We start from the raw sequence: 16,956 nt of genomic DNA on the forward strand, positions 1-16,956 counted from the left end.
AAAGTAGGAGCTAGTTACCCAATGCCACCTATCGACTCATGGAACACGCAAGCACGTGTACTCGATATCACGGGCGAAGCACTACCTCGGTGGCGCGACGAGCCGATCTTCCTCGTCTCACGTTTGCGGGGAAGAGAAAAACTCGGCTACCTGTACGAATACGATGTTGATATCAGCACAATCGATCACCCCGATCTGGATGCATGGAACGCGCAATCTCAAGTAGACGTCGATGCACTGATCGGCAAGGAGATAACTATCCGTGTTGCGGTCGAAGGGAAAGGAACATTGATTCCCAGCGTACAAGGCGACGCGGGCGGTGCGAATATTGGCGCCGATATCCGTAAGATCACCGGCTTGATCGCAGCAGTGCAATGCTTGAACGCGGACGATCGACACGCGTTTTATCGCCTGAAAGTTCGTCCGTGGCTTTGGCTCGCAACGTTGAACCGTAATAGCCAGATATGGCAGGGCCGGAGCATCGTCGAGATAAGCGAGGACATTCTCCGAAAATATCCGTTCCCGCTTGAACTACGCCTGGCAGGTCCTGGCATGCAACGTCACGCGTATCCAAAACGAAGTTACCAGCGGCAATGGTGGGAATCGGATTATTCATACCTCAGCCGTATCTGGCAGGAATGGGGCATTACGTTTTTCTTCGAACGCAGCACGTTGGTACTGTGCGACTCGCCGGGTGCCTATAGAAAGCATGATCCCGCGTACGCAACGTTGCGTTACCTCGATCGAAACGGGCAACGAATTGATGAAGAGCATATCCACAAGTTTCGGGTCGGGAAACAGATCACGACAGGCAAGGTCTCACTAACGGACTACGACTACACACAGTCCAACGGCAATCTCGCAGTCGCACAGCAGGACCATAACGAGCGCACGTTCGACAATGCAGAAGAATACGCATGGGGCGACTACTCGCAACCGCTGGAGGGACCCATGGGCGTCAGCGGCACGCGTAACGATACCCAGTCCGAGGGAGAGCATCTTGCTCGAGTAAAGGTAGAAGCACACCGAGCCAAAAGCGTCCGTGCAAAGGGAAAAGGCAATCTGCGCGGCCTGATGGTAGGTTATATCTTTGCGTTAGATGGCTATCCGCTGACGCCCGGTGACGGAGAATATCTCGTCGTGTCAACCGACATCGAGATCGTCAACAACGACACAGCCACGCAGGACGACGCGGCCAAAACGCAGTCCAGCTGTAAAACCCGATTTTCCGCAATACCGGCGAATTCCTTCTATCGCACGCCACAAAAAGCACGCAAGCCACGCGCGCACCCGGAGACAGCGATAGTCACCGGCTACGGTGACGAGCCAGTCTATTGCGACCAGTATGGACGCGTTAAAGCCCATTTCGTCTGGGACCGCTTGAGCACGAAAGATGAAAATGCCAGTTGCTGGCTACGCGTTGCGTCACCGTGGCATGGCGCCGCGCACGGCGCGATATGGTTACCGCGCGTCGGCCATCACGTGCTCGTCGGATATCTCGATGGCGACCCCGATCGCCCGTACATTATTTCAGAGCACACCACGGAGGAGCATCAGGCACCTTGGCAGTTGCCGAAAAACGAGGCACTGTCAGGTTGGCGGAGTCAGGAGTTACGGGGGCAGTCGTCGAATAGCGTCGTCACTGACGACACGCCGGGACAATTGCAAGTGCAGATCTCGAGCGACCACGCGCAGTCCCGGCTTGTGCTGGGCTATAACACGCGTCTGGATGGGCATCATGGTCGCGACAAAGCCCGTGGCGAGGGATTTGAACTTGCAACGGAAGCGCATGGCGTCGTGCGCTCCAACCGTGGCCTTCTGGTGACAACCGAAGCGCGCACGGGAACTGCGTCGCCCGCCAACGACATGGTCGAGACGGTACAGCGATTAACTCAGGCGCACGACCAGCATGCCGACCTATGCCACCTCGCGCAGAAACATGATGCACAGTCGCAAGAACGCAGTCAAAGCGACGTCACGCTGAGCATAAGAACCCAGAACGACGCAATCAAGGGGGCACAAAACGCGTCCGGCAACCCGTCGCCGGAAATGACTCGAGCAGACATGGTTTTAGCAAGCGCGGCTGGCATTGCGACCACGGCGCGTGAAAGCACGCATCAGGCAAGCCAACACGATCATGCAGTAACCGCCGGGCGTGACATCAGCATGTCCGGTGGGCGCTCCCTGTTTGCGACCGTGCGAGACGCCATTTCGCTCTTTGCCGTGCGATCAGGCATTCGGCTTTTTTCGGATGGAGGCAAAGTCGAACTGCATGCGCAAAGCGACAACGTCGAGATTATTGCGGATCAGGTGCTCAAACTGATCAGCGCAAAGAAAAGAATCGAAATCACCGCAGCGGAAGAAATCCTGCTGCAGGCACGCGGCAGCTATGTCCGCATCAACGGCGCTGGTATCGAACACGGCACACCGGCAAAGTGGGTCGCCTACGCAGGCAGTCATGCGCTGCCTGGTCCTAAATCATTGCCCGCGTCGGTGCCGGGCATCGACATGCCAAAAGCCTTCAGCAATCGACTCGACGTCTACGACATTTACTGGCCGAGAGCGTTTGAAGAGGTCGAATACATCGCCCGAAGATCCGATGGCGAAATCCTCACGCACGGAACGCTCGATAACGACGGCAGAACGGCGCGCGTCTATACAGACCAGGAAGAAGCGATTCAGGTTCTGGTCGGCACGCGAGGCGCCTGGCTCGTTGAAACGGATGCAGATAACGCACGAGATAAACGCGATGAACCCGACGACGATATGCCCTCCGATCAGGAAAGTCACTATGTCTATCAAAGCGCTTGACTATTGATCAGCGCGCTACGCAAAAAGATATGGCCAGTTCAAACAATGGATATAACTCCGAGACCATGCGCTCATCCGTGACGCTTTATCTCAAAGATCACTTCGGCGAGCCGATTCAAAATCTGCAGGTTGAAATCCGGGGGACCGATTTGTCATCGAAACGAAAATATCATGCCGCAGCAACTGACACGCTGGGTGCGCTTCAGTTTTCAGTCGATACCGACACGGCACTCTCCGTGCATGTAAAGCGCTGGACCAGCGATGAAATGAAAGAGGTCGCGCGATTGATCGCGTCGTCGTCAGAGATTGCATTTCATCTCACCAGCCCTAAGACGTTGCACCATTTGCCGACCAAAGTCGACAGTCCGGAGCGTGGAAGCTATTGGCGCGGCAGGTATACAGTTAAACGCCATGACAACCTCACTGGCATTGCGAGGAAATACCACACAACCGTCGACGTTCTTAAGCACCTTAATCACCTCGATTCCGACTTGATTCTCGTAGGCCAAACGCTGAAAGTGCCACCGGTCGAGTCAAGGAAAACGGATTCTCCCGTGCCGGCGCGACCCGCTCTAGCAAAGACGCCACCGAAGACCGATCACGGCAGCAACGAACGAGGCGCACCCACAACGGTTCTCCGCAAAGCGATCGCACCGATCATTTTTCCTCTATTGACCCGTCCGCTGAATGACGAAGGCGGCACATATGGCACGCCTTCGTCTGATTACACCTGGGTTAAGGCTTTGGGCTCAGGCGGTCACAATCAGGCGCGATTCGGCGCAACTCGCGGGGGAGGCAGACTGCACGCGGCACGCGATCTGTATGTCAAGACGTATACGCCTATCGTCGCTGTTGCACCGGGCGTCGTTATCAAATGTGAATTTTTCTATTGCAAGACATGGCAAATCAGCGTTCGTCATAAAACCACGGACGGGCGGGAGTTCATCGCGTTGTATGGAGAGGTCGACCCATCGTCGATCACAGTAAAGATCGGCGACACGGTAAGCCAAGGTCAGACGCTAGCCAGGAGCGGCGTACTCATGAAAGACAGTGGTACGCCACTTCATGTCGTCGGAACCAGCAACGTGTCCATGCTGCATTTTGAAGTCTATCGTGGCGACCACCGGTACGACGCAAGCGCGAAGCTGAACGGTCCATCTTTGGGTGGTCCCTTTCAGCGGCGTGCAGACCTGATCGACTCGCTTGCCGTCCTGCAGGAAGGTTACCGCGCAACATTTCTCGACGCCCCACCACTTGTATCTACTGGCCAGCGAATCCCGATCAACCAGTTGAGTACGTCAGAACGGGGCAAAGTATTTATCAAGGGTTGGGAAGGCGTTCACCTCGATGAAACCCGAACGCATACCTACTACTACGACGACAGCAAAGGCTATTGCACCGTCGGTTGGGGACATCTGGTGCGCAAAGCATCCTGCGCGGAATGTGGACACATTGCGATGTCGAGCAAGATGCCTATCGAAGAATCTCAGACGCTATTCGATAACGACCTCTCGATCATAGAAGGGCGTGTGCGAAATGCGATCACCGCATCGCTGTTTCAACACGAATTCGACGCATTGATGTCGCTCGCCTTCAATCTCGGCAGCCTGCGCAAAACGCCGAACCTATGTGACCGCCTTAATCGATGCGACTACGAAGGCGCACCGGGTGAGTTTCTCGACATTGAAAACAGAACCCGTCGGCAGCGGGAACACGACATGTTTTGCCATGCCATCTATAACTCGACACACTAAGTCACATGAAGAACAACAAGTTTCTACTTTTGATTTTTGCGTTATTGGTGGCGATCGTGGCCATCCACTCACCCCATGCTTATGCCGAGAACCGGTATCTCATGACGGGCGCCGCCCAGTTCCCCGATTCGTCCAGCACAGACGCCCACGCGCTGCCGTTTCCGGTCAATCCGGTCAACTCTGCCGCGCTGACGTTCGACGGGAAAGCAGTCGCCTTTCACTACGAGGGCGACAACTGTTCCGTGAATGTGGAAAAGAAGATGGCCTTCTATTTCGACCCGGTCATCTCAAACGCTTTCGGATCACGAGATCAGTTTGGTCATTATCTCGTCGATAAATTCCACACCAACTCCACTGCCCTGAACGAAACCTATCTGCTGGGGGAGAGCCATGTTTCACTGTGTTCCGGGCTACGTCATGCCATGGTCTATCAGTCGCCCGACTCGCTCATTTTTCTCACAGGCGCATGGATGTACATCTTTCAGCGCGAAACTCACGCGCCTGTCGATGCCGAGCAGAGTTTCGACTGCGCGAAAGCCCAGTCGAACGTCGAACATCTCATTTGCGCCGACGCAAACCTGGTCAAGCTCGATGCAACCGTGAACCGTGGATTCGTGGCCATGCAGCTCGTCCACTCGCGAGAGATTTCGTTTCAAGATCCCGTGCGAGTGGACCAGATCAATTGGTTAAAAACGGTGCGGAACACATGCAGCAATAAGACTTGCCTGCTCACCGCGTATCAGTCCCGCATCGCTTACATCAAGGCAAACATTTCGAGCGCCTACCCATCGTATCCAGCCGTGGAGCCCGATCAGGATGGTGACTAATCGATCAGGCAGCCAATGCCGCCGTCGCGCGCATGACGAGGAAACTTTCGTGATCTTTGGCCCACAAGTCAACGGTCTTGCCGTCCGCCGATGGTTTGCCGCAGACAGTGAGAGGTTGGCCGGAGAAAGCCGGTCGCAGCGCCTTGAAGGCGAAGCTTTCCAGCGTCGCGGCGGGAAGCTCGCGACGCATCAGGTCGACGAGCAGCGTCGCGATCAATGGACCGTGCACGATGAGGCCCGGGTAGCCTTCGACCTCGGTCACGTAGGGATAGTCGTAATGGATGCGATGTCCGTTGAAGGTAAGCGCGGAGTAGCGGAACAGGAGCACCGCGTCGGTATCGATCGTGCGCTGCCATGCCGCGTCTTCCGGTGCGCGCGCCGCTTGCGGTGGCCGGGCACCTTCCTGCGGCTCGTCGCGGTAGACGATGTCGTGTTCTTCTTCGATCCTGAGTTCGCCTGCCACCTCGATCGTGTGTTGCACGGTAACGAAGACGAGGCGGCCGGAGCGGCCGGTTTTGTCTTCGATATTGACGATGGTCGAGGTGCGCGTGGCACGGTCGCCAACCTTGAGCGGCGCGTGAAAAGTCAGCCTGCCACCGGCCCACATTCGGCGCGGAAGCGGCACCGGCGGCAAGAATCCGCCGCGCTTGGGGTGACCGTCCGGCCCGACTTCCGAGATCGGCGTAACGGGCAGAAAGTAGAGCCAGTGCCATAGCGGCGGCACCGTGCCGTTGCTCTCGTCGCGGTCCAGTGTTGCCGCCATCGCTGCAAGCGGATAGGCGGTAATGTCGTCTTTCGTTACCACCTGCTTTTCTAACCAGTCGTCGAGTTTTTCCAAAGGTCCGGACATGGGCAAAATCTCCATTGCAATGCGGGATTCAACAGCGCGTGACTTCCACTATGACTCAGGTCGCAACTCGCCGTGTAGTTCGCATTCGCGAAGCGAGCGTTTGCCTTCATCCAGAACGGCGGACGGTGGAATTAGACAGCAAGAGTCGGGGTGAAGGACAAAACTTGCAGGATTACACTCAACCAACGCTTATCCCTTGCCCCACGGAGAAACAGTCATGAGCACGCTTGAAAAGCCTGCCGATTCGCCGCAACAAACGCGCGGCTCGATGCGTGACGCAAACCACCATCCGCTTGCGCAGCGCGTCGATGCAATCGACTGGTTCGACGTCGAAGAAGCGTTGAACGCTTACGGCTGCGCGACGCTACCCAAATTGCTGAACTCGCGCGAATGTGACGCGCTGGCCGCCCTTTATTCGCGCGACGACATCTATCGCAGCCGCGTGGTGATGGCGCGGCACGGCTTCGGCCGCGGCGAATATAAATACTTTGCCTACCCGCTGCCGACTGTCGTCGCCGACCTGCGCGCGGAAATTTATCCGCGCCTCGTGCCGGTAGCGAATCGCTGGAACGAGGCAATGGGAATCGCCGTCCGTTATCCAGGCGACCACGCCGAATTTATCGAGCGCTGTCACGCCGCCGGTCAGACACGCCCCACGCCACTGTTGCTCCAGTACGCCACCGACGACTACAACTGTCTGCACCAAGACCTCTACGGCGAGCACGTCTTTCCGCTGCAAATCGCCGTCCTGCTGTCCGAACCGGGCGAAGACTTTACCGGCGGCGAATTCGTCATGACGGAGCAGCGCCCGCGCATGCAATCCCGGACCGAAGTCGTGCCGCTCCGCAAAGGAGACGCCGTTGTGTTCGCGGTTCACCATCGGCCCGTGCAAGGCACGCGCGGCGCGTATCGCGTGAACTTGCGGCATGGCGTGAGCCGGCTGCGCTCTGGTCAGCGGCACACACTCGGCGTCATTTTCCATGACGCCAGCTGAGTAAGCACTAACTTGCGCCAATTACATGGCCGCGTGGTCTTCCCCACTCGCAAACCAGTCCCGCCGCGTCAGCAGCGCCGGCTAGGCGGCCATTTACCGTTGCTGCGCCGCCGCAAAAATCCGTGCGCGATATTTTTGACCCGGTATCATTCGGGAAAACCCGAACCCAGCTGGCACTTCGCACCACCCTTCGCGGCGCGCCAGGCTCATGGGTTCGAGCGTTCGACCGTCGTCGAACGGACTAGCCAGCCGGTGATCCCGGCAAGCCGGTCCGGTTCGACGATACGAAGGTGGCGGGCCGCACGCCCGCCCTGCCGCAATCGGCCAAAAGCCGGTAGCGGTCAATCAGCCTGGATATCATCGATCATGATTGCTGTCGCGTTTTCGCGCGTCGCCGACCGTCTGCTCGTCGCAGACCCGGGACTCGTCCGGCTCCATACTGCGCTACGCAGCGCGCTGGCCTGCCTGCTCACCGGCATCGCCAGCATCGCGTGGACCGTCTTCCATCATCAGCCCATCACGCTCACCGCCCTCGGTGTCCTGTTCGCCATGGTCGCGCCGCTGTTCGTGCGCAATCCGAACCGGTCCGCCTGGTTCGGCACGCTGCTCTGGCTCTATCTGTGCGCCTGTCTGTGCTTCGCGGCCGCGAGCTTCCTGAGCCGCTACCCGCTCGCTGGCGACGCCTTCTTTCTGCTCGTGATGTTCGTCGGCATGCTGTGCCAGGCTTGCGGTCCGCGCGCGCTCGGCTGCGCGATGCTCGGCATGGTGTCGTTCTATCTCGGCCTGTACCTGCATCCTTCCAGTTCGCATCTCGCGCAGTCGCTGCTGCTCTCGCTAGTCGGGCCGCTGATGGTCACGCTGGTCGGCCGCGTCATCGCGCCGGCGCGCGTCGCGGCCAGTTTGCGGCTCGCGATTCATACGGTTACGCTGCGAGCCGAGCGCGTCCTGCGCGCGCCCGGCACCGTCAATCTGTCCGCGCTGAACGAAGCGGCGCTGGCGCTCGAAGAACAACTGGCGCTGCTCGACGCGGGTAACGCCGACACGTTGCGCGAACGTATCGTCGAGGTGGAAGTCGCCGCGGGCCAGCATGCGTTTGCCGGTTTTTCCGGGCGCGCTCATCCCGCAGACAGCCACACCGAGTTGAGCGCGCAAACGCTGCGTCATGCCATTGCACGGCTCAAGGCAATGGCGCATCGCCACACCACGAAAAAGGCAACGCGCACTTCGTCCGCGCCCGGTTCGACACTCGCCGTGAGCGCGGCCGCCCGCTACGCCGAACTGCGCGCCAAACTCTGCTGGCTGCCGGCGATGCGCGCCACGACGGCTGCGTTTCTCGCCATGCTGATCGGTCATTCGTTGTCGCCGGAGCGCTGGTTCTGGGCGGTCATTACCACCTTCGTCGTGTTCCTCGGCACGCGCTCGCGGGCCGACACCGTCTATCGCGGCGCTCAACGGCTAGTCGGAACATTGGCCGGCGCGACCGTCAGCGTGCTGCTGGTTGCGCCCTTGCAAGATTCGCCGGCGCTACTGGTCGCCGCGATGGTGCTATGCGTGTTCGGTTGGGCGTACTTCATTCTGAGCGCCTATGCGCCAGGCGTGTTTTTCATCACGGTGCTGGTCGGCCTCGTCTACGGCGAGTTGGGTTTTGCAATGGGACCGCTCGTCGAGTTGCGCATGGAGGAAGTGCTGATCGGCTGCCTCGTGTCCTTCGCAGTCGCGATGCTGATGATGCCGCTGTCGGCAACGCGGCACGTCGAAGCAAAACTCGGCGCGGTGCTGGCCGCTTTGCGTGATGTCGTGCGCCCCGACACATCGGCGGCGACGCCCGTCGCGGGTACGATCTCAGCCGCAAGCCAGAACGCCCCATCGGCAGCAGCCATGCGCAAGCTCGACCGCAGTTGGCACGAACTGCGCATGGCCCTCAAGCCGCTGCAAACGCAGCGGGTGGTCGTCTGGAATCCGGATGTCGAACTGGCCACCGGTTCGTTGCTGTGCTGTCTGCATTGGGCGCGTATGTTGAGCGACCCGGCGCGGCGCGCGGAGTCGTTGCCGGCGTCGTCGGCCATGGCGCTGAATGCCGCGGAGCTCGACGCGGCGCATATCGACTCGATCGTCGCGCGGCTGGATTCGTTGATCGCCCGATTTGGCGGCGCAGTGGCGCCGCAACGCAAGCCGATGAAGGAACGCGAGACGCAGTCGCACGCAGCGTCCAACGCCGCGGCGCTCGCTCAGCTCGACGGCGCCGTCGCGCAACTGGCCGAACGCTTGACGCAGCCAGCCAGCGACACGCGGCGAATCTTCAATTGGGCGTTGCGCGGAAGGAGCGCGTAGCTCGGATGTAAGACTTGTCCACAGAAAATGTTCATAGCCCTGTGGATAACATTCCAGCAAGCGCGCCAAGTACTTGATGTAGTTATGTTCTTGCGCGCTGCACGTCGGCGCAACCGGTTTCGCGGTTGCGCCTGCCTGCCAGTCAGATCAAAGATAGGCCGACTTCACCGGCGGGCGCTTTGCAGCACCCATCAGCTGACTGCGCTCCACCAGCGCGCCGAACAGCAGACCGATCGTCGTCCACATGATCACCTGCATACCGAGTGCCGACACGCGAAATTTCCACAGCAGCGTCGCCGGGAAAGCGGCCGGTACTTCGTTGATGGTCGGCATCGACAACTGCACGGCGGCGATGATCGCGACGAACACCACGCCCGCCACGATCGACGCATTCCACGCGCCCAGCTTCAACGCGAGCCGGCGGCGCACCTTCAGCGAAAACACCAACGTCGCGAGTGAGATGGCGATCATCAGGAAGAACAGGCCGGTGCGCATGCCGATCGTATCGGGGTCGCCCACCGAGGGAGGATTCGCTGGATATTTGATGTTCGGCACGATCACCAGCGCGATGAACGCGCCCAAGGCGAGCCACGCCGACAGCGCCCGCACGCCCAGCGCGCCGACCCGGCCGTACGCGTAAGCAAATACCAGCGAGAACAATCCGCCAAATGCGGCGCCGTAAGTCACCACGCCGGTCAACAAGCCGAGGCCGGCCTGGGTTTCGCGGCTCACCAGTTCCGGCTCGGGCGCTTCGCCCTTGGCGGCGTCGGCTTTTTCTTCGAATGAAATGGCCTGATCGACCTGCGGCTCACCTGCCACGCGGGCGAAGCCGAACGTGAGGAGTCCCGCAGCGATGCCGGCGAGCATCCCGCGTACCAACAATTTACCAACCATGTTCGACTCCGTTAGTGGCAGGGAAAGCCGAGCAGATGGCGACCGTCGTGCACGAACTCATGCACGTACATGCCGGGCACCAGCGAAGTGGCACCTTCTTCTGCACCAACGAAATACAGCGCGAGCAGGAACAGCAAACCGCCGAACACGACCCACGGCAGCAGTTCGCGCAATGGGATGGGCGTGGGTTGTGCCACGGGTTGGACGGCGGAATCGAAAACAGCGTCGTTCATGACGGACATCTCCAGGGGTAACGCGCCCCGATAGTCGATTGAAAAGAAAGGGTGCGAAGTTCAGGTCTGGCTTTCGGCTAATGACTGCCGATTACAGTGGCGCGACCGCGCCGGGCTCTCACCGGCTTCCGCGCTTCGCAGTCTCGCTATTCTACGCGCTAAACTTTGGCTCCCGGCAAGGCAAAACATGCGCGCGGCATGATGCTTCGAGACGGGCTCTGGAAATGCACTGAATGGACAAACGGCTGTTACTGCTGAGCCACGGATCGACCGCCGCGATGCGCGCGGGCCGCTTTCCCGCTGACGACCCGCTCGACGAACGCGGCCTCGCTGAAGTGGCCGCGGCAGCCGAACGCGTCCACGCGGCGCTTGGCGGCACAGCGGCAGTTTTCGTCAGTCCCGCCCGGAGCGCCCGGCAGACAGCGGCGGCGCTGGGTATGGAGGTGGACGCGACGGTCGAAAGCCGTCTGAACGACATCGACTACGCGGCATGGCACGGCCGCCGTCTCGCCGACCTCGCGGCCGAGGCGCCGCACGACCTGGCTGCGTGGATGCGCGATCCCGATTGCGCGGCGCATGGAGGCGAGTCGTTTTCTCAACTGGTGAAACGCGTCGGCCAATGGCTCGACGCAGCGGATCTGTCCGCGCACGGAACCGACCGCGCCACTGTCGGGCTCGTCATCACGCATGCAACGGTGATACGCGCCGCGCTGATTCATGCGCTCGGCGCGTCGCCGACGGTGTTTGCGCGCATCGACATTACGCCGCTGTCACTCGTGGAGTTGCGGCACTCGGCGCGCGGGTGGGTCTGGCGACCCGCGTCGTAAAGCGCCCGGCTCGACGGCGCAATCACTTGCCCGACACCACCAGTCGCAGCTTGTTCGAACCGGCGGGCGTCAAGGTGATATCGGTCCGCTTCGCACGCGCGCCGAGGTAAAAGTGCTGGCGTCCGGGTGAATTCTGGTCATGCGTGGCTTCGGGCAGACAGGATGCGATATCGGCGGCCACGCCTTGCAGCGCGTCCGCGCTCGAACCCGCGTCGTGATGCGGCGTCCACAGGCATTGATAGCTGCCATGACTCGCCGAGCATTGCGCGTCGTCGCCGTAGGGTTGGGCGACGCCCATGCCGTCCTGCGGCGTCAGCGCGGCGAGGCCGTCGGGCGCAGCGGCGACGATGCGCTTGAGCGAGTTGCATGGACTTGGCGCGTCGTCGGCATGCGCTTTGCCCGGCAACATGGCGGTGAGCCACACGGCCGCGAGGGCGGCGGCCAGCATCCTGATGGTGTTCATCTCGGCGCGGTCCTTGGGAATGGAGACGCTAGCGCGGCAGCACGGTTCGTGCCCGCGGCCCGGCGCATTCGGCGCATTCGGCGCATTCGGCGCATTCGGCGCATTCGGCGCATTCGGCGCATTCGGCGCATTCGGCGCATTCGGCGCATTCGGCATACCCAGCGCACCCAGCGTCAAACTCACGCCACACCTTTCACAACATCCCCAAAACACCACCCTACGCGCGCCCACCCACAATCACCAAACCATCACGACCCACCCAACAACGCCGCAAGCCCCGCCTCCGACGCAAAAATTCCCCGTGCATCATGTCCCACCCCGTCGATGACATGCGTACTGTGCGCAGCAAGTCCCGCCGGATGCCGCTGCGCCATATAACGTTGATAAGCGAGCCCGCGCGCCAGCCGGTTCGGGCCTTGCGTTTGCGCGGCACACGACACGTCGAGCGCGGGATGTCGCGGATCGCAATCCGCGCCGCCAAGCAGCACGGTCACATGGCGTCGCGTGTAGGCCGCTTCGAGTTCGGCGGCGTCGATCTCCGTAGCCGTGTTTCGCAGATAAGCCGGCAAGTCTTCCAGCCCATATTTCCAGCGGTTGAAAGACGGGCACGCCTTCGCGTCGAACGCGGCGAACTCGCCCGACTTCGTCGGCCGGCGCGCATCGAAGTACACATACGACGACGGATTCGCCACCACGTAACGCAGCGCAAGGCCACGCCCGACCAGCGCCGCCTCGCCTTGCGTCACCACGGCGTAGCGTTGCACGACCTGGCCGCCGCCCGAATGCCCCGCGATCACTACCTCGCGCAACGAAGCGAACTGTTCGCGCGACGCCAGCGTCCGCAGGATCGCGTCCAGCACGCTGAACGAACTGATCGGCGCAGGACCTTCGGCGTTCTCCCCGCCCATCCAGCTGACCCAGTCCCAGTGCAACGTGGACGGCGGCAGGTCATGCGCGTCGAGGTCGGCGGTGGCGAGAAACTGCGGCACGATCAACAGCGTGCGCGCGGCAACGTCGTCGCCGGCAAGCGCGCACACACGTTCTGCCAGGTCGAAGTAAGTGTCCGCGTTGCGCAGACGTCCGTGGATCAGGATCACGGCACGCTCGATGCCGGGGTTCGGCGTCGACCAGTCGCCGTTCGCGAAGACTGGCACGAGACCGCTGCCATCCGGCGTCGATACATCGAAAAAACGGCGGGCAACGGCGGAGACGGGACGTTCGTTCGGCGCGCGTTCGTCGTCGGCGATCAGGGGCTGGCTCATGCTAGGGACTCGTGGTGGGCAGCTTTGCCGCTCTCGCGCCCGGAGCGGGTGAAGTACACCATCGCGAGCGAGACGAAGCCGGCAAAAATCAGATAAAACGCCGGCGTCAGACTGCTGCCGGTCACGCGTGTCAGGCCGGTGATGGTGAGCGGCGCCATGCCGCCGAACAGCGTCACCGCAATGTTGTACGAGATGGCGACGCCCGCCGAACGGCTGCGCACGGGGAACAGCGTGGCGAGCATGCCGGGATGCGCGCCGGACATGGCCGCGAGGAACACGGTGGCGATCATCTGCGCGATGAACAGATGGCCCGGCGTCGGGTTCGTCACCACGAAGTGATACAGCGGATAGACGCACACCATCCACGCGATCACGACCGGATAAAACAGCCGATACGCGCCGTAACGGTCCGCGAGTTTGCCGGACAGCGGAAACAGAAACAGATTCAGCACGCCGGAGACGAACGCACCGAGCAAGGCCGTCGACAACGGCAAATGCAGTTGCCGTTCGACATACACGGACAGGTACGAGTGCCACACGTAATTCGTCGCCGCGCCGACGATGATCACGCCCATCGCACAGATCGCGGCGTCGCCGTTGTCGCGGAAAAACTGACGCACGCCGGTACGCGGCGGCTTGTCGCCCTGGTCGCGCAACTCCTCGAATTCGGGCGACTCCGCGACCCGATGGCGGATGTAAAAACCGAACGGCCCGGCCAGCGCGCCGAACAGGAACGGCAGGCGCCAGCCCCACGCCACGAGTTGCTCATGCGTGAGCGTGGTGGTCAGCAGATAGCCCACGCCAGATGAGAGCAGCAGCGCGAACGCCTGCGCGGACATATTGAAGCTGCCATAGAACATTTTCTTGTGCGGCGGCGCGTACTCCACGAGCATCGCCGATGCCGTCGCAAACTGGCCGCCCACCGAGAGTCCTTGCAAGAGCCGCGCGAGCACGACCAGAAGCGGCGCGGCGATACCGATGCTCGCGTAGCCCGGCGTAAGACCCATCAGCAAGGTGCTGGCCGCCATCGAGATGATCAGCAGCGAAAGCGCCTTGCGCCGCCCCGCGCGGTCCGCGTAGATGCCGAGCAGAATGCCGCCGAGCGGCCGCACGATGAAGCCCACGGCGAACGTGGCGAGCGTCAGCATGATCGACACGAAACCGCCGCCGCCCGGAAAGAACACTTGCGCGATGATTTTCGCGAAATAGCCGTAGATCAGAAAATCGAACCACTCGAGCCCGTTGCCGAGCACCGACGCGAAGATCGCGCGGCGCACCATCGACGGACTCAACGCCTTCGCCGCATGCTGCGGGTTTGCCGTGGAAGCGGCGGTATTGCCTGGATTCAAGGTGGCCTCGCTCATTGCTCGCATCCTCGTGTGTCGAACATCGCTGACAGCGCACAGACCGACGTCAGCATGCGCGCGCCGTCGTGCCCCACGCCCGGCACGATATGAAAACGCTGGTTCAGGCCGGCGGGATGCCGTAGCTGCATGTACCGGTAGTACGCCTGTGCGCGCGCCACGCGTTGCGGTCCTTGTGCCTCGGCGGCACAACTCCTGTCGAGCGCGCTCTGCTGCGGATCGTCGTCCGCGCCGCCGACCAGATAATCGATGCGGCGCGCAGCGTAGACGGCTTCGAGTTGCGCGGGCGTGCGGTCGTCGAGATACGCGGGCCGCTTGTCCATGCCGTACTTCCACTCGTTGAAAGCGGGACATTGCGCGGAATCGAACGGCGCGGGCATGCCTTGCGCGTTGGGGCGTTGCGCGTCGAAATAAGCGTACGTGGACGGGCTCGCCACGACGTAACGCACGTCGATGCCTTCGTCGGTCAAGGCCGCGATATTGTGTGCCGCCACGGCATAACGCTGCACCACCTGGCCGCCGCCCGAATGTCCGGCGAACACCACATGCTGCAGATTGGGAAACAGCTTGCGATCGGCGAGTCGCGCGACGATCTGGTCGAGCACCTCGTAAGAGCCGACCGGCAACGGCGCTCGCGCCGGCTCGCCGCCCATCCACGCGTCGCCGCGCCAGCGCAGCAGATCGGCGCTGTCCGGCGCGGGCGAATCGTGGCCGCGCAAATCGAGCGTGGCAAGGAATTGCGGGGCGATCAGCAATGTGCTGTCGGAGTCGGCATGTGCGGCGTCGCGCGCGTTCTGCGCGGTGCGATAGTAGACGTCGGCATTGCGCAGCTTGCCGTGAATCACGATCACCGCGCGCGTCACTTGTGGCTGCGCCGTGCTCCAGTCTTTCGACAGATACAGGGGAAATTGCGCGCGGCCTTGCGGCGTCTCGACGACCATGCGAGCCGGCGCGATCGTCGACACGGGCTTCAGATGCGATTTCCCAGGCGACTCGTGCGTGTGCGCCGCGACCGCAGGTTGCGCGAGTAGCAGCGGGATCGACGTCAACGCGGTCACGGCGATCAGGCGCATGACGTCACGGGCGTTGACGGATGATTGGCTGTTCGACACAGGTCTCCTTGAATCTTATGTGGCCTCACTAACTGGCCATGTTAAGCGGCCTCTTTTCGTGGCCTCTTTCGTGGCCTCTTTTTGCGGCCTTCTGAATCAATGCAACGGATCGTAGGGCTGCCCGCGGTAAATGTAAAATACCTGTTTTCCGCACCATCCATATTTTTTCGATATGGTATCGCGAGGCGTCGGCCGACGCTGCCGGAGACACCACGATGGAACTTCGTCACTTGCGCTACTTCCTCGCGGTTGCCGAAGAAGGTCAGTTCACGCGCGCCGCCGAACGGCTGGCCATGCAGCAACCGCCGCTGTCGCAGCAGATCCGCGCGCTCGAAGAGGAAATCGGCTTCGAGCTGTTCATACGCATGCCGCGCGGCGTCACGCTCACGCCGGCGGGTCACGCCTTCGCCGAAGACGCGCAACGTCTGCTGCAGAACCTGCAGGATTCGGTCGATCGCGCGAGCCGCATCGCGCGCGGCGAACTCGGCACGATCTCGATCGGCCTGACGAGTTCGGCGGCGTTCCATCCCTTCACCACCGAGGCTATCCGCGCCTTTCGCGCGATCTGTCCGGAGGTGGCCGTCGAACTCGCCGAACTCAACGCGGCGGAAATCATCGAGCGGCTCGCCGCCGGCCAGCTTCAGGCCGCGTTCCTGCGCAAGCCGGTCGCGGCGCGCGAAGGTGTCGCGTTCGAACTGCTGCTCGACGAGCCGATGGTGGTGGTCTTGCCGGTAGGACATCCGCTGCTGAAAGCGGCGGGCAAGCGGCGCCCGCAGATTTCGCTGAAGGCGCTCGCTCACGAAGACTTCATTCTCGTGCGCCGGCCGGGCGCGCCCGGCATGTACGCCGACATTCTGGCGGCATGCCGTCAGGCGGGTTTCGTGCCGCGAATCGCGCGCGAGGTGCCGCGCATGGTGTCGGGCATCAACCTCGTGGCGGCGGGGCTTGGCGTGACGCTGGTGCCGGCGTCGATGCAGCGTTACGACCAGGTCGGTACGGTATATTGCTCGTTGCGGGCCAACCCCGCCAGACTCAGCGCGCCGCTGCATCTCGCCTATCCCGGCGCACTTCATAACAGCGCGGCAAGCCGGTTCATCCAACTCGTCATGAAACGCGTTCGGGGATAACGCTTTTCACGTCTTTACGTCGGCTCGTGTCCGGTTCGTGCCCGGCTTATGCCCGACAGGCGTCGCGCCGCCATTTGCGGCTGCGGCCCACGGCATAGAGCCGCGAC

Annotated in this window: 14 protein-coding genes; 7 read left to right on the forward strand and 7 right to left on the reverse strand. The window is 61.6% G+C overall.

Features of this window, described 5'->3' with window-relative positions; translation table 11 throughout:
- The first annotated feature begins 21 nt into the window (after window positions 1–21).
- From P3T18_RS36005 to P3T18_RS36015, 3 genes are read left to right on the forward strand one after another with little or no spacing between them, the layout of a single operon-like run.
- Entirely contained in the window at window positions 22–2,811 is a 2,790-nt protein-coding gene (locus P3T18_RS36005; RefSeq protein WP_429304716.1) for a type VI secretion system Vgr family protein, read from the forward strand.
- 29 nt (window positions 2,812–2,840) lie between these two features.
- Window positions 2,841–4,565 carry a glycoside hydrolase family protein gene (locus P3T18_RS36010; protein ID WP_429304717.1) on the forward strand — a complete coding sequence of 575 codons (1,725 nt, stop codon included), beginning with the start codon at window positions 2,841–2,843 and terminating at the stop codon, window positions 4,563–4,565.
- A 5-nt stretch (window positions 4,566–4,570) separates the two neighbouring features.
- Entirely contained in the window at window positions 4,571–5,392 is an 822-nt protein-coding gene (locus P3T18_RS36015) for a lysozyme inhibitor LprI family protein (RefSeq protein ID WP_429304718.1), read from the forward strand.
- A 4-nt stretch (window positions 5,393–5,396) separates the two neighbouring features.
- On the opposite strand, the gene P3T18_RS36020 is transcribed toward P3T18_RS36015, so the two are convergent.
- Window positions 5,397–6,242 (reverse strand): FAS1-like dehydratase domain-containing protein, encoded by an 846-nt coding sequence (locus P3T18_RS36020; RefSeq protein ID WP_429304719.1) that lies wholly within the window; start codon window positions 6,240–6,242, stop codon window positions 5,397–5,399.
- A 268-nt stretch (window positions 6,243–6,510) separates the two neighbouring features.
- Between P3T18_RS36020 and P3T18_RS36025 the strand changes: the two genes are divergently transcribed.
- Window positions 6,511–7,236: a 2OG-Fe(II) oxygenase gene (locus tag P3T18_RS36025; protein WP_429304768.1), complete on the forward strand. Its 726-nt coding sequence runs from the start codon at window positions 6,511–6,513 to the stop codon at window positions 7,234–7,236.
- Between the two features lie 366 nt (window positions 7,237–7,602).
- Window positions 7,603–9,567: an FUSC family protein gene (locus P3T18_RS36030; protein ID WP_429304720.1), complete on the forward strand. Its 1,965-nt coding sequence runs from the start codon at window positions 7,603–7,605 to the stop codon at window positions 9,565–9,567.
- 147 nt (window positions 9,568–9,714) lie between these two features.
- Here the strand turns inward: P3T18_RS36030 and P3T18_RS36035 are convergent, their stop codons facing one another.
- Window positions 9,715–10,461, reverse strand: a complete 747-nt coding sequence (locus P3T18_RS36035) for a CbtA family protein (protein WP_429304721.1) — start codon at window positions 10,459–10,461, stop codon at window positions 9,715–9,717.
- A gap of 11 nt (window positions 10,462–10,472) precedes the next feature.
- Window positions 10,473–10,694, reverse strand: coding sequence for a CbtB domain-containing protein (locus tag P3T18_RS36040; protein WP_429304722.1), 222 nt, complete (start codon window positions 10,692–10,694; stop codon window positions 10,473–10,475).
- 233 nt (window positions 10,695–10,927) lie between these two features.
- On the opposite strand from P3T18_RS36040, the gene P3T18_RS36045 reads away from it, so the two are divergent.
- Window positions 10,928–11,521 carry a histidine phosphatase family protein gene (locus P3T18_RS36045; RefSeq protein WP_429304723.1) on the forward strand — a complete coding sequence of 198 codons (594 nt, stop codon included), beginning with the start codon at window positions 10,928–10,930 and terminating at the stop codon, window positions 11,519–11,521.
- A gap of 22 nt (window positions 11,522–11,543) precedes the next feature.
- Here the strand turns inward: P3T18_RS36045 and P3T18_RS36050 are convergent, their stop codons facing one another.
- From P3T18_RS36050 to P3T18_RS36065, 4 genes are all read right to left on the reverse strand, one after another.
- The gene (locus tag P3T18_RS36050; RefSeq protein WP_429304769.1) at window positions 11,544–11,984 is read right to left on the reverse strand and encodes a hypothetical protein; all 441 of its coding nucleotides are present in this window, start codon (window positions 11,982–11,984) and stop codon (window positions 11,544–11,546) included.
- Between the two features lie 248 nt (window positions 11,985–12,232).
- Window positions 12,233–13,246, reverse strand: coding sequence for an alpha/beta hydrolase (locus tag P3T18_RS36055; protein WP_429304724.1), 1,014 nt, complete (start codon window positions 13,244–13,246; stop codon window positions 12,233–12,235).
- Window positions 13,243–14,610 carry an MFS transporter gene (locus P3T18_RS36060; protein ID WP_429304725.1) on the reverse strand — a complete coding sequence of 456 codons (1,368 nt, stop codon included), beginning with the start codon at window positions 14,608–14,610 and terminating at the stop codon, window positions 13,243–13,245. The genes P3T18_RS36055 and P3T18_RS36060 overlap by 4 nt, the downstream gene beginning before the upstream one ends.
- The gene (locus P3T18_RS36065) at window positions 14,607–15,722 is read right to left on the reverse strand and encodes an alpha/beta hydrolase (RefSeq protein WP_429304726.1); all 1,116 of its coding nucleotides are present in this window, start codon (window positions 15,720–15,722) and stop codon (window positions 14,607–14,609) included. The genes P3T18_RS36060 and P3T18_RS36065 overlap by 4 nt, the downstream gene beginning before the upstream one ends.
- A gap of 215 nt (window positions 15,723–15,937) precedes the next feature.
- Here P3T18_RS36065 and P3T18_RS36070 point away from each other — a divergent pair, with 215 nt between their 5' ends.
- Window positions 15,938–16,849, forward strand: a complete 912-nt coding sequence (locus P3T18_RS36070) for a LysR family transcriptional regulator (RefSeq protein ID WP_429304727.1) — start codon at window positions 15,938–15,940, stop codon at window positions 16,847–16,849.
- Window positions 16,850–16,956 lie beyond the last annotated feature (107 nt).

Origin of the sequence: Paraburkholderia sp. GAS199, assembly GCF_050436585.1 — a bacterium.
GTDB lineage: Bacteria > Pseudomonadota > Gammaproteobacteria > Burkholderiales > Burkholderiaceae > Paraburkholderia.